Origin of the sequence: Pseudomonas wuhanensis (genome assembly GCF_030687395.1) — a bacterium.
Taxonomy (GTDB): Bacteria; Pseudomonadota; Gammaproteobacteria; order Pseudomonadales; family Pseudomonadaceae; genus Aquipseudomonas; species Aquipseudomonas wuhanensis.
Window position 1 is genome coordinate 1,313,388 of record NZ_CP117430.1, and the last position, 14,438, is coordinate 1,327,825.

General features: G+C 58.5%; 8 protein-coding genes. 6 read left to right on the forward strand and 2 right to left on the reverse strand.

Going from position 1 to position 14,438, the window contains the following annotated elements; translation table 11 throughout:
* Positions 1–85 precede the first annotated feature (85 nt).
* The 3 genes from PSH88_RS06155 to guaA all read left to right on the forward strand — a co-directional run bounded on the left by PSH88_RS06155 (position 86) and on the right by guaA (position 3,987).
* Positions 86–634 carry a sugar ABC transporter ATPase gene (locus tag PSH88_RS06155; RefSeq protein WP_305425361.1) on the forward strand — a complete coding sequence of 183 codons (549 nt, stop codon included), beginning with the start codon at positions 86–88 and terminating at the stop codon, positions 632–634.
* A 212-nt stretch (positions 635–846) separates the two neighbouring features.
* Complete coding sequence (gene guaB / locus PSH88_RS06160) at positions 847–2,316, forward strand: IMP dehydrogenase (protein WP_123358100.1); 1,470 nt, start codon at positions 847–849, stop codon at positions 2,314–2,316.
* A gap of 93 nt (positions 2,317–2,409) precedes the next feature.
* Positions 2,410–3,987: a glutamine-hydrolyzing GMP synthase gene (gene guaA, locus PSH88_RS06165; protein ID WP_007903619.1), complete on the forward strand. Its 1,578-nt coding sequence runs from the start codon at positions 2,410–2,412 to the stop codon at positions 3,985–3,987.
* Between the two features lie 119 nt (positions 3,988–4,106).
* On the opposite strand, the gene PSH88_RS06170 is transcribed toward guaA, so the two are convergent.
* Positions 4,107–8,825: a membrane-targeted effector domain-containing toxin gene (locus PSH88_RS06170; RefSeq protein ID WP_305425362.1), complete on the reverse strand. Its 4,719-nt coding sequence runs from the start codon at positions 8,823–8,825 to the stop codon at positions 4,107–4,109.
* A gap of 99 nt (positions 8,826–8,924) precedes the next feature.
* Positions 8,925–9,629, reverse strand: a complete 705-nt coding sequence (treR, locus tag PSH88_RS06180; RefSeq protein WP_305425363.1) for a trehalose operon repressor — start codon at positions 9,627–9,629, stop codon at positions 8,925–8,927.
* A 236-nt stretch (positions 9,630–9,865) separates the two neighbouring features.
* Between treR and treP the strand changes: the two genes are divergently transcribed.
* The 3 genes from treP to PSH88_RS06195 all read left to right on the forward strand — a co-directional run bounded on the left by treP (position 9,866) and on the right by PSH88_RS06195 (position 14,392).
* On the forward strand, positions 9,866–11,308 hold the full coding sequence (gene treP, locus PSH88_RS06185; RefSeq protein ID WP_305425364.1) for a PTS system trehalose-specific EIIBC component: 1,443 nt from the start codon (positions 9,866–9,868) through the stop codon (positions 11,306–11,308).
* A 115-nt stretch (positions 11,309–11,423) separates the two neighbouring features.
* The gene (treC, locus tag PSH88_RS06190) at positions 11,424–13,073 is read left to right on the forward strand and encodes an alpha,alpha-phosphotrehalase (RefSeq protein WP_305425365.1); all 1,650 of its coding nucleotides are present in this window, start codon (positions 11,424–11,426) and stop codon (positions 13,071–13,073) included.
* A gap of 95 nt (positions 13,074–13,168) precedes the next feature.
* Positions 13,169–14,392, forward strand: a complete 1,224-nt coding sequence (locus PSH88_RS06195; RefSeq protein WP_305425366.1) for a maltoporin — start codon at positions 13,169–13,171, stop codon at positions 14,390–14,392.
* Positions 14,393–14,438 lie beyond the last annotated feature (46 nt).

A 14,438-nucleotide genomic window follows, 5' to 3' on the forward strand; every position in this document is an offset into this window, starting at 1 on the left:
CCGAGAACGTGTGGGAGCGGGCTTGCCCGCGATGGCGTCAGGACGAACACCGCAGAACATCCATTTGACGCAGCAGGCTTGCACCATGAATTCCCAAAGCATCATCGTCCCGAAAATCTCCACCCTGCCGGTACACGAACCCCGGGCCCGGGCGGTCGTGCGTTGGCTGGTGCGCAAGAACATCATTAAAGAAGAACTGACCACCTGTGGCCGCACCGGCAATCGCATGGCCCACGCCATCGCCGACGGTGCCCGCGCCGTGGTCCTGCACCCTGACGCGCTGCCGTTCGGCGAGCCGGTCAATGGCCTGGAAATCATCACCAAGCGCTGCATCTATACACCGGCCAAGGGGTTTCTCGAAGAAGCCGGCTGCGCCGAGTGCCGCAAGGAAATCGGCGAAGCGCTGTTCGAAAGCCTGGAAGACTGGATGCCGGGGCGCACCGATAACTTCACCTGCCCTGAATGCGGGCATGAAGACGACATCAACGGGTTTCTGTTCTTGCAGGAATGCGGCTTTTCCAACCTGGGGTTCATCTTCAACAACTGGCTCGAGGCCGGGTTCAAGCAGGACTTTATCGATGAGTTTGCCGATTGGCTGGATCAACCCGTGAGCTGGGTCAAAGTCGAACTGTAAATGTAGGAGCGAGGCTTGCCCGCGAAGGCATCGATTCGGTCTACCTGATGACCGCGATGATGCCTTCGCGGGCAAGCCTCGCTCCTACGGGATTTGTGTGCCAAAACCTCCGTCGATCACCGCGTCGATAATAGACAGAGTTTTACATTGAACCCGAGGGGGTGTCTGACTATAATGGCGCGCTTCCATTTTCCCGCTCGGGAGCCCCCGCGATGCTGCGTATCAGCCAAGAAGCTCTGACCTTCGACGACATTCTTTTAGTGCCCGGTTATTCCGAGGTTCTTCCTAACGAAGTCAGTCTCAAGACCCGCCTTACCCGTGGCATCGAGCTGAATATTCCACTGGTTTCTGCTGCCATGGACACCGTTACTGAAGCCCGTTTGGCAATTGCCATGGCTCAGGAAGGTGGCATCGGCATCATCCACAAGAACATGACCATCGAGCAGCAAGCTGCCGAAGTGCGTAAGGTCAAGCGGTACGAGGCCGGCGTGGTCAAGGACCCGATCACCATCGAGGCTGACGCCACGGTTCGTGAACTGTTCGAACTGACCCGCCTGCACAACATCTCCGGCGTTCCGGTACTGCACGATGGCGACCTGGTCGGCATCGTCACTTCCCGTGACGTGCGTTTCGAAAACCGCATGGACGCCAGCGTCCGTGAAGTGATGACGCCTAAAGAGCGTCTGGTCACGGTCAAGGAAGGCGCCGACAAGAACGACGTCCGTGAGCTGTTGCACAAGCACCGTATCGAGCGCGTGCTGATCGTCGACGACAAATTCGCCCTCAAAGGCATGATGACCGTCAACGACATCGAAAAAGCCAAGGCTTATCCGCTGGCCAGCAAGGACGATCAAGGTCGTCTGCGCGTCGGCGCTGCAGTCGGTACCGGTAAAGACACCGGTGACCGCGTAGCTGCCCTGGTCCACGCCGGCGTTGACGTGGTAGTGGTCGACACTGCTCACGGTCACTCCAAAGGCGTGATCGATCGCGTTCGCTGGGTCAAACAGAATTTCCCTGAAGTGCAGGTCATCGGCGGCAACATCGCCACCGGCGCTGCCGCCAAGGCCCTGGCCGAAGCCGGCGCTGACGCAGTCAAGGTCGGTATCGGCCCGGGCTCGATCTGCACCACCCGTATCGTCGCCGGTGTCGGCGTCCCGCAAATCAGTGCCATCGCCAACGTCGCCGCTGCCCTTGAAGGCACTGGCGTTCCGTTGATCGCCGACGGCGGCATCCGTTTCTCCGGTGACCTGTCCAAGGCCATCGTTGCCGGTGCCTCCTGCGTGATGATGGGCTCGATGTTTGCCGGTACCGAAGAAGCGCCAGGCGAGATCGAACTGTTCCAGGGCCGTTCGTACAAGGCTTACCGCGGCATGGGTTCGCTGGGCGCCATGTCCCAGGCTCAAGGTTCCTCCGACCGTTACTTCCAGGACTCCTCCGCGGGTGCCGAGAAGCTGGTTCCGGAAGGCATCGAAGGGCGTGTTCCGTACAAGGGCACCCTGAGCGCCATCATCCATCAACTGATGGGCGGCCTGCGTTCTTCCATGGGCTACACCGGTAGCGCCGATATCGAAGAAATGCGCACCAAGCCTGAGTTCGTGCGGATCACCGGCGCTGGCATGGCCGAGTCCCACGTTCACGACGTGCAAATCACCAAAGAAGCGCCAAACTACCGCGTAGGTTGAGGCTTCCAGCAATAAGTTAAGTAACCGGGGCTGTTTTCAGCCCCGAGTTGTTTCTGATTCTCTTCACCGAACTGCATAGACGAGACTGACCACATGGCCCTCGACATTCACGCCCACCGCATCCTGATCCTCGACTTCGGTTCCCAGTACACCCAACTGATTGCCCGCCGCGTGCGTGAAATCGGCGTGTACTGCGAACTGCATCCGTTCGACATGGACGACGAAGCGATTCGCGAATTCGCTCCAAAAGGCGTCATTCTCGCCGGCGGTCCCGAGTCCGTGCACGTAGCCGACAGCCCGCGCTGCCCGCAAGCGGTGTTTGACCTGGGCGTACCGGTCTTCGGTATCTGCTACGGCATGCAGACCATGGCTGAACAGCTGGGTGGCAAGGTCGAAGGTTCCGAACTGCGTGAGTTCGGTTATGCCCGCGTTGACGTGGTCGGCAAGAGCCGTCTGCTCGATGGCATCGAAGACCACATCGACGCCGATGGCCTGTTCGGCCTCGACGTGTGGATGAGCCACGGTGACAAGGTCACCAAGATGCCGGAAGACTTCCACATCCTGGCCAGCACCCCGAGCTGCCCGATTGCCGGCATGTTCAACGATGCTCGCGGCTACTACGGCGTGCAGTTCCACCCGGAAGTGACCCACACCAAGCAGGGCGGTCGCATCCTCTCGCGCTTCATCCTCGACATCTGCGGCTGCGAAGCCCTGTGGACACCTTCGAAGATTGCTGAAGACGCCATCGCCCAGGTCCGCGCTCAGGTTGGTACCGACAACGTGTTGCTTGGCCTGTCCGGCGGCGTTGACTCCTCGGTGGTTGCCGCGCTGCTGCACAAGGCCATTGGCGACCAGCTGACCTGCGTCTTCGTCGACAACGGCCTGCTGCGCCTGCACGAAGGCGAGCAAGTGATGGCCATGTTCGCCGAGAACATGGGCGTCAAGGTGATTCGCGCCAACGCCGAGGACCAGTTCCTCGACAATCTGGCAGGCGAAAGCGACCCAGAGAAGAAGCGCAAGATCATCGGTCGTACCTTCATCGACGTTTTCGATGCCCAGTCCAACAAACTGGATAACATCAAGTACCTCGCCCAAGGCACCATCTACCCGGACGTGATCGAGTCGGCTGGCGCGAAAAGCGGCAAGGCGCACGTGATCAAGTCGCACCACAACGTGGGCGGCCTGCCGGAAGAAATGAACCTCAAGCTGGTTGAACCCCTGCGCGAGCTGTTCAAGGACGAAGTCCGTCGTCTGGGCCTGGAACTGGGCCTGCCGTACGACATGGTCTACCGTCACCCGTTCCCGGGCCCGGGCTTGGGCGTGCGGATCCTCGGTGAAGTGAAGAAGGAATACGCCGACCTGCTGCGTCGCGCCGACCACATCTTCATCGAAGAACTGCGCAAAGCCGACTGGTATCACAAAGTCAGCCAGGCGTTCGTGGTGTTCCAGCCGGTGAAGTCGGTTGGCGTGGTCGGCGATGGCCGTCGTTACGCCTGGGTCGTTGCCCTGCGTGCCGTGGAAACCATCGACTTCATGACCGCGCGTTGGGCACACCTGCCTTACGAACTGCTGGAAACCGTCAGCGGCCGGATCATCAATGAAATCGAAGGCATCTCCCGCGTCACCTACGACGTGTCGAGCAAGCCGCCAGCGACCATTGAGTGGGAATGATCGTGATTGAGCCTGTGAACCCAGGCTCAAAACGATAGTGGCAAAAGAAGCCCCCGATCGTGAGATCGGGGGCTTTTGCGTTTCAGGGGATGTGTACCTTGTAATAACGGAAGGATGAGTTAAAGCGGCAGGCGGCCTTCGAGGTCCATGCCCATACGGCTCAGGGCCCAGGACAGTTCGACGATGTCGGCATAAGGCACCTGGTGCACTTCGGTCCATGAGGGGCGATTGATCAGATACTTGCCGTCAACTGTACGCTCGACCAAGGTTCGTGTAATTCGGGTATCCCTGGCGCGATGAATCAGCGTCCAGCTGCCGTTCGACTTCTCGAAAGTGAACATGCCTTGGCGGAACAGCAGCCGCTCGAGCTCCTCCGGCGTCCTTTCGAGCAGGGGCAGTGGCGTCTGCAGACTCAGGTCGGCAAACAGGGTGTCGGTATCTCCCCTGATGGATTCGTGTTGCGAGCCAAAACCACGCCCCACGTCGATTCCTCGATCCATTTCGATCAACAGGTTATCTTCAGGGAGCACCTCTTCGATGCGTAAACCGATACCGCCCTGCATTTCACTGATGCCAGCCATGCCCCGAAAGGTATTGGTGTTTTCCTGGTCCGTCAGCACCACCCATTTTCCAGCCCTGTTGAGCGATTCGTCGGCCTGCATGATGGTGTGGGTGAGGTAGGTTTTTATGGCTTGTTCATGCGTGTCGGGAAGTGGCGAGCCGGGGTAGCGGTAACTCGCCAGACAGTCTGTTGCCTGAATTCGAATGCCGTAGCGTTGAGCAGCCTTGACCACTTCAAGCGGCGTGAACCGTCCGGATGGATCGCTTTGCAGCTGTCGTAGAGACTTTTCCAGGTCGTCGGACATTTCCCCGCTTCTGAAAAACTGATTGAGATCCCGTTGACTGAAATCGTTGAGCAGGCGATGGAAATAGAGCGTCTTGACATCCTTTTGGGCCAGGATCGGCATGTTCTCGATGAGAAACTGCATGCTGGCAATGCGATCCTGGCTTTCGCCGATAACCAAGCCTGGGGCGGCGTCAAAAATCTCCGGAATCAGTTCTGCGGCGGTGGTCGATGGTGTCACACCAGGAAGCGCCGGGCGCGGGGGTAATGAACCGGTGAGCTCATTACGGGAAAAGAACTGTCGGGCGTCCCGTGACAGGTTTGCGCGCTGGGCTGCGACGTATTCGTCGTAAGTGGACATCCCGCGCAGATGTCCATCGGGCAGTCGCATGACTTTGACGTGAGTTTCTCTTATGCCCAACGCCAGTTTTCTGAGACGGAGTCCGCCCGATGCATCGTACTGAGTGGCGGGACGGCTCAGGGTGGCCAGCGGTGGATTTTGAACAGTGACCTGGAACGTTCCTGGCTGCGTGTTGCCGCCGCCCTTGAGTTCGGCTCGGGGGGCCAGTTCCCATTCACCCTGAGCATTGAGACGTACCGGTAGAGATACTGAAAACGCATTCGGTCGTTCAGGATCAATGATGGCCCACGTGCCGCCGCCATTGATGTCGACTTCGTAGCGCACGTAATAAGCCGTGTCATTGAGCATGATGGCAGTGGAAGGGTTGGCGTTGAGTTGATAGATGCCCTGGAATTTTCCAGAATCGGTGCCAGGTGTTTTGTCCTCGAGCAGTTCGTTGGCCTGCCAGTTGTCCGGAATGCCCGATCGCTGGATTTCAGGCAGCGGCCGAGGAAGGTCTTCGATCAGCGATGCTGCTCCGTCAACCTCGCCAGCCACTTGCGGCCAGCCCATGGGCTTCATCCCCTTTGCAATCAATGCCTCTTTGAGTTCATCGAGGTTATCCACAGTCATGGACTCATAGGCAGGCCGAAGCGGAGTATCCAGATTGAGCCTCCCACCGGGTGTCGACCTGATGACGCTGTCTGCCATTCCATTGTTGGCGTTGCGATAAACCACCAGGACGCTGCTTCTGTAGCGCTGAAAGGTGAACATCCCCGGTTCCGGCAACAGCGCTCTCAGATCCTGCGGGGTCCGGTACGCCCATGGGGTTTGCATCTGTACGCGCCAGTCGCCTTTGATCAGTGCCTGGATGCTGTCGAGGTCAATGCCATCTGACTCATAAACAGGGGAGTCCGGATAGTCTGCATATTCCACTGCTAACCCGGGATCGGAGCTGATGGGCTGCGTATGCCCCGGCGCTACATCATCGATACGGAGGCTCAGGGCATCGGTCTGTTCGCTGATGCCCCGGTAGCCTCTGAACGTCGCCATGTTTTCCTGATTGACCAGGGCAATCCATTTGGCCGGTTCTTTCAATTCTTCATTGAAGTGGATGACCTCGCTGGCAAAAAAACTCCTGGCCATCTGGTAATCCGACTCCCGGTTAAAAGCATCTTTATTGATGTTGTAGGTCGTCGACATGTCGATAGCTTGAACCCGAATGTGCTGGGCATTGGCGGCTTTCACGAGCGCGAGCAAATTGAATTTGCCATCGGGATCGTTGCCGGCCTTGAGGTCGAGTTTCCTCAAGTAGTTTTCCAGCTCTTGCGGCATTTCGCGGGTTCGCGCGAAGGCATCCAGTTCAAGTTGGTTGGCGTTCGCCAGCAGCTCCTGCAAGTACAGGGTTCTCACTCCGCGCTTGGCCAGCGCAGGCATGTTTTCGATCAGGAACTGTTTGCTGCCGATGCTGCCTTGGCTCTCGCCGACGACTAACCCCGGCTTTCTCGCGAATGCAGCATCGAGCAGATCGGTGGACGTTTCGATCAGTTGTGCCGTAGGTATCGGTAGACGAGGACTGGGTGGATTAAGCTCGTAATACACCTTTGCGTCACTGACCAGGTTGCTGCGAGGTTCTTCCTGAGCCAAGTCGAACTCGCTCAAGGATTGTGTGAGTTCGTCGACAGGGGACATGAATACACTACGGGCGCCGACTGTATCTACATCGGATTGGAGCACGCTGCGCACGTCTATTGAGCCGATTGTCCATACCCTTCTGAACAAGCCGCGAACGTCTGCCCCGCCGAGTGCCCAGGCCCTCATTTCGGGGTCTTCGAGCCCGGGTACATGAATGCCCGGCGTTCGCGCCCATTCTTCGACAACAACAGGTTCAGCGGATGGGCCCGCGGTCGCAATGGACGGTACGTTCATGCCGCCCCTCAACCCCAGCCGCGGGATGATTTCCCACTTGCCTTCGGCGCCCAAACGCACGGGAATCGTGCCCGAGAATGCATCGGGGTTGGCCGGGTCGACAATGGCCCAGGTACCACGGCCGTTTATGTTGGTTTCATAGCGCACGTAATAAGCATTGTCGTTGAGCTGGATGGCGCTCGAAGGGTTGGACGCGAGTCGATAGGTTCCTTGAAACTTGCCCGGTTCACGAACCAGCATGTTGTCGTTGAGTGACACATCGATCTTGAAAGTATCTGGCACCTTCACAGCAGGCTCGATCTCGCCCGGTGTTTCAACAGTCGCCTCGGTCGGCATCGGTCCTGGGCCCTCGACCGGCGTTGTCAATTCAATCAGATTGGCCATTTCCGTTGCTTCGGCAGCGTCGATTTCCGGGCCGACTTCCTCCAGTGAGCCCGGGCCTTTGAGGACTAAAAGGTTGAACAGCAAATCAATACCGCTGAGCACCGCGCCAAGGACGCCAGCCTTGCGCTCCTTGGTGGTTTTTCCATTGACCGCCTGATCGATGTTCAAGCCCAGGCTGGCGATGCTGGCGCCGACCACTGGCAGTGCAATCGGCCAGCCGACGACCGCCATCGGACCGAGCACTTTCACCCCCGCGCTGAGGTAGCCGATCCAGAGTTTTTTGCGCAGATCGCCATTGGAGGTCAACGAGAGTTCGGCTTCGGCGAACATCGCGGCTTTGGTCGAGTCGCTCAACCAGTTGAACGCGTCGCCGGTGACAGCCTGGTTCTTTTGATTGATCAGGTGATGGTCGTACTTGCCCCAGGTACTGACCAGCCGATTCATGATATCGGTGATGTTCTTGGCAATGGCTTGGCGATCGGCCAGGGAAAAATGCGTCATGAACGCCTGGCGCGCCTCTTCCGTGTTCATCCGCTGCAACATCCAGTAGTGCATGTCCATTGCGGTTTCCAGCACCTGAAAGGCTTCGGTTTCACCGGGCAGGTAAACAATCTGCCGGCCCTTGGGCGCGACAAAACGAAGAATGTTGTTGGCCACGTAGCCGTCGACATCCAGGGTTCGAACGCTGTCAGCGCAAGGGTGTTGTGATTGCAGCAACTGCAGGCTGACAGGCCAGGTGATCGAGCCAATGACGGCATGGGTGACCAACTGGAAGTCCTCATCACTCAACTGGCGTTTATCACGCGCCTGCACCGCTTTGATCAGGAAATTGCACTTGGCCAGGGCGCGGAAATCGGTGCCCGAATTGTTCCAGAAGGCCGTCAATCGGTCGGTGTATAGAGCGCTGAAATTGATGCTCCAGAAATCCTTCAAAACCTCATTGCCATGCAGGCGCACTTCGTTGGTTTCATTGAAATCGCCAGTTTTCGGGCCGACGGTATAGAAGCCCGCATAGACATCCAGCAAGTCGGCGTTGTCCTGGTCAGCGGCGCGGAAGCGATGGATCACCAATTGTGTCAGGGTCATGGAGGACGTCGGCGTTGCCTTGGCGTGCTCCCAACCGGTGAAGGCTTTCAAGCTGCTCTGAGAGGCGTCGAATCGGTGGAAGTACACCTGATCCGGGTCGAGGCCGACGATGTCATATTTTTTCAGCAGGTCGCTGGCAACTTCGTGCGCCGTGTCTTGCAGGCTGGGGCACGTCTGGATGACGGTGGTGGCGATTGCCTTGAGCGCCGCCTTGTCGGCGGCATTGGGCAGTGGGCGGGTTTCGATCGGGTTCATGCTCTCTATCCTTGAGAAATGGGCGTCGAGGATGACCCGTTCGCTCAAGGAATGTGCACTACATAGTTATGCCCATTGTCGATTCAGTACCGTGTAGTGTCAGCGGCGGGCCACATCCGAAAAGTAGAACTTGTCCAGGGTATGTCGCGACTCGGTGTACTCGAATTGTCGACCGTCCTGCAGGAAAGTCTGGTTGCTGACCACGATCACATGGCTCTGGCCGTCGAGGTCCAGGTGTTGCTGGTCGTCCTTGCTGCGGGGCACCGCTTCGATGGTGCGCTGCGCGTAGGCGATTTGCAGCTGCAGGGTCTGCTCGATGAAGGCGTAGATCGAGTGTTCGGCGATATCGCGGGACAGGCCGGGAATCACGTCGCTGACGAAATGGTTGATGTCGAGGATCACCCGTTTGCCGTCGATCCGCCGCACGCGTTTGATCCGCGTGATCAGGCTGCCTTCTGCAGCCTTGATGTGTTCAAGCAGCGGGCCTTCGAGGGGGATTTGTGTGAATTCGACCACCTCGGTGCTGACGTCATTGCCCAGTCGTGGGTAGGTTTCCTGGAAGCTGACGATGCCGCCGAGCTGAAATTCGATCGGGTTGGTCGACAGCACGAAGGTGCCTTTGCCGTGGACTTTCTGGGCGAAGCCGCGCTCCTGCAATTGCTCGATGGCCTTGCGCACGGTGCCGCGACTGGCCTGATAGGTGTCCATCAGTTCGGTTTCGGAAGGCAGTCGTGCGCCGCGTTCCAGACGTTCGGTGGTGATGCTGGCAAGCAGATCGCTGTAGATCTGGTTGTATTTACTCATGGGGATGGCTCTGTGCCGCGCTGACTCAAGGTTTTGAACCTTAAGGGCAGGGTAGGGGTTTGTCCATGCGGCTTTGGGTTTCTTTGACTTCAGAGGTAGGAAAAATCGCCGCCTGTCGGGTTCGGGAGAAACAAAATCAAACTCGTCTGTACGAGTTGTTGCAATAACTCGTACAGACGAGTACTTTTCGCTTCGGCGTGCTGCCAATAACAAAAAACTACAGTGGAAGAACAAGCATGAGCCACGACTACCCGAATATCGCCTCTGAGCTGTTGGACAGCCTCGGCGGCAGCGACAACCTCGAGCAGGCCGCGCATTGCGTCACACGCTTGCGCCTGGCCCTCAAGGACCCGAGCCTGGTCGACAGCGCTACGCTGAACCAGATCGATCTGGTCAAAGGCTCGTTCTATACCGGAGGTCTGTTCCAGGTGGTGATCGGCCCCGGCGAAGTGGAAAAGGTCTACGCCGAGCTGCGCCGGCAAACCGGTCTCGCCGCCTCGACCATCGCCGACGTCAAACAGAAAAGCGTCGACAAGATCAACCCGATGCAGCGATTGGTGCGGGTGTTTTCCGACGTATTCATGCCGATCCTCCCGGCGCTGATCATTGCCGGCCTGCTGATGGGCATCAACAACCTGATCGGCGCCAGGGGCATGTTCATCGAGGGCAAGACCCTGCTGGACGCCTACCCCAAGCTTGACGGGCTCTGGAGCCTGATCAACCTGATGGCCAACACCTCGTTCGTGTTCCTTCCGGCGCTGGTGGGCTGGTCGGCGGCCAAGCGCTTTGGCGGCAGCGAAATCCTCGGCATTGTGCTTGGCCTGATGCTGGTACACCCGGATCTGCTCAACGCCTGGAACTACGGCAAAGCGGTTGCGGGGCTGGAGGGGCAGAGCCTGCCGTACTTCGACATACTCGGTATGTTTCAGATCGAGAAGGTCGGTTACCAAGGGCAAATCCTGCCGATCCTGCTGGCGGCCTATGTGATGAGCGTCATCGAAAAGTGGCTGCGGGCGCGAGTGCCTAATGCGGTGCAATTGCTGGTTGTGCCAATCACCACCATCGTCGTCACCGGGGTGCTGGCGCTGGCGGTGATTGGCCCGGTGACCCGCCATCTGGGGATTCTCATCACCGAAGGCGTGGTCACCCTGTTCGACCTGGCGCCCATGATCGGCGGCGCGATTTTCGGCCTGCTCTACGCACCGCTGGTGATCACCGGCATGCACCACATGTTTCTCGCGGTCGACTTGCAACTGATCTCCACCCAGGGCGGCACTTTCATCTGGCCGATGATCGTCATGTCCAACCTCGCCCAAGGCAGCGCGGCACTGGGGGTGTTCTACATGACCCGCAACGTGCGGGACAAAAGCATGGCCTCGACCTCGGCGATTTCTGCCTACTTCGGCATCACCGAACCAGCCATGTTCGGGGTCAACCTGCGCTACAAATTTCCGTTCTATGCGGCCCTGATCGGCTCGGCGCTGGGCTGCATCTTCCTGTCGCTGAACAAGGTCCAGGCCTCGGCAATCGGCGTCGGTGGCTTGCCCGGTTTCATCTCGATCATTCCGCAGTTCATTCCGATGTTCGTGGTCGGGATGGTGATTGCCATGGTCGTGCCGTTTGTTCTGACCTGCGGGTTAAGCATGAGGATTGTCCGACCCGGGTATCGGGTCGCCTGATAGATCGCCATCGCGGGCAAGCCCGCTCCCACATGGAATGCGGTCACTGTGGGAGCGGGCTTGCCCGCGAAGAGGCCCGCAAGGCCAGTACAAAACTTACTGAAGGAACCCCGCCATGCAAGACTGGCAACGTTCGGTGATCTACCAGATCTACCCGAAGAGTTTTCACAGCCACGCTGGCAACCCCACGGGGGATTTACTCGGCGTCGTGGCCAAGCTCGATTACCTGCACTGGCTGGGTGTCGATTGCCTGTGGATCACGCCGTTCCTGCGTTCGCCCCAGCGTGACAACGGTTACGACATCAGCGACTACTACGCCATCGATCCAAGCTACGGGACCATGGCCGACTGCGAGTTGCTGATCGCCGAGGCCGGCAAGCGCGGGATCAAATTGATGCTCGACATCGTGGTCAATCACACCTCGATCGAGCACACCTGGTTTCAGCAGGCCCGCAGTAGCCTCGACAACCCTTATCGCGATTTCTACATCTGGCGCGATCAGCCGAACAACTGGGAATCCAAGTTCGGCGGTTCGGCCTGGGAGTACGAGGCCCAGACCGGTCAGTACTACCTGCACTTGTTCGACCACACCCAGGCCGACCTGAACTGGGACAACCCCCAGGTGCGTGCCGAAGTCTTCAAGATGATGCGGTTCTGGCGCGACAAAGGCGTGGGCGGTTTCCGTCTGGACGTGATCAACCTGATTTCCAAACCGGCGGACTTCCCCGAGGACAACACCGACGGTCGACGTTTTTACACCGACGGCCCGCACGTCCACGACTACTTGCAGCAGATGCACCGTGAAGTGTTCGAAGGCCATGACCTGATCAACGTCGGTGAGATGTCCTCCACCAGCCTGGAACACTGCATTCGCTACTCGCAGCCGGAGTCGAAAGAGCTGTCGATGACCTTCAACTTTCATCACCTGAAGGTTGATTACCCGAACCTGCAAAAGTGGGTTCGCGCCGATTTCGATTTCCTCGCACTCAAACGCATCCTCTCCGACTGGCAGACCGGCATGCAGGCCGGCGGCGGCTGGAACGCGCTGTTCTGGTGTAACCACGACCAGCCGCGTGTGGTCTCGCGTTTTGGTCATGACGGTGAGCATCGGGTGGTGTCGGCGAAGATGCTCGGCACGGCGCTGCATTTTCTGCAGGGCACGCCATTTGTGTATCAAGGTGAAGAACTGGGCATGACCAATCCGGGCTTCGATCACATCGATCAATATCGCGATGTCGAAACCCTGAACATCTTCCGGCTCAAGCGCGAAGCCGGTAGCAGCGACGCCGACAACATGGCGGCGATCATGCAGAAGTCTCGGGACAACGGTCGCACGCCGATGCACTGGAACGCCGAGCCGAACGCCGGTTTCAGTGCGGTCGAGCCCTGGATCGGCGTGCCGGCCAACGCGGCGCAGATCAACGTCGCCCACCAACTCGACGATCCGGATTCGGTGCTGCATCACTACCGTGAGCTGATTGCCCTGCGCCGCCGTGAAGCGCTGATGTGCGACGGCGTGTATCGGCAATTATTGCCTGAGCACACGAAAATCTGGGCGTATGTGCGTGAAGGCCATGGCGAGCGTTTGCTGGTGCTGAACAACTTCTATGGCGCGCCGTGCGAAGTCGAACTGCCGGATGACGTGATCAGCGAAGCGATGACTCAACGTCTGGTCATCAGCAACTACCCGGACTGTCCGCCACGAAACCGGCAGGTGTTTCTACGGCCCTATGAGTCGTTCGTTCTGCACCTGACCAATCACTAAAAAAACACCGTTTCAAAAAACACGCAGAACGCTGCGCGGGGGAGTTTTGCGCGCCGATTTTGCTGCATCACACAATAAAAATAATGAGGTGGTTCTTGAAAACAACAATAAATCGCAGCCTTGCAGCGGCGGGCGTGTGCCTGGCATTACCACTGTCGGCCCAGGCGCTGGAATTCGCCGGCTATTTGCGTAGCGGTGTCGGCACCTCGGTCAACAGCAGTTCCCAGTCGTGCTTTCAATTACCCGGCGCGCAGTCGAAATACCGGTTGGGTAACGAATGCGAACAGTATGCGGAGCTGGAGTTGCGCCAGGATCTGTTCACCCTGGACGACGGTTCGGTGCTCAGTGTCGACGGCATGGCCTCGCTGTATAACCAGTACGACCGCAGCCTGACGTTCAACGGTGACAACGGCTCGGTGCGCATGCCGCAGCTGTATGCGCAATGGTCGAACATGCCCAGCCTCAACGGCGGTTCGCTATGGGCCGGTCGGCGTTACTACAAGCGGAACGATATCCACATTTCCGACTTCTACTACTGGAACCAGAGCGCCACCGGCGGCGGTATCGAAGATGTGCTGATCGGTGATCTGAAGTACAGCTACGCCTTCTCGCGCAAGGACAATCTGTACCAGAAGGACTACATCAACCGTCACGATTTCAACGTCGCCGGTTTCAACACCAACCCAGGCGGTGAGCTGGAATTCGGCTTGAGCTACATCGACAAACCCGATAGCCGCGACGCTCACCGCGGTTGGGCGATCACCACCCAGCATGTGCAGAAGGGCTTTCTGGGTGGCAAGAACAAACTGGCCTTTCAGTACGGTGAAGGCCCCGGCACCGGGTTGGGCTATACCGGTAACGTGAGGCTGGATGACAGCAGCAAAAGCTACCGCGTGGTGGAGTTCTTCGACTGGCAAGTGACGCCGCGTTTCGGCGGGCAAGTCGAAGCGGTCTACCAGAAAGACATTCGCCCGGACGGCGCTGACCAAAACTGGATTTCCCTCGGGATTCGTCCAGCGTATGCGATCACCGAGCAGTTCAAACTGGTGACCGAACTGGGCCACGATCAGGTCGAAGCCACGGGCGGCACGCGCAAGTTGAGCAAGTTCACCTTCGCCCCGACCTGGTCGCCCAAGGGCCCGGAATTCTGGGCGCGCCCGGAGGTGCGTCTGTATTACACCTATGCCAGCTGGAACGAGGCGGCCAAGCGGGCAGCCAATGAACTGGCGGCGGGTTCGGCGTTGTCCGACACCGGCGCCTTCGGCACGGCGCGACACGGTTCGAACGTCGGATTGCAGGTCGAGTATTGGTGGAAATAAGCGATGCTGTCGGAGCCTCGCGCTCCATCAGCACTTCAAAGAACAA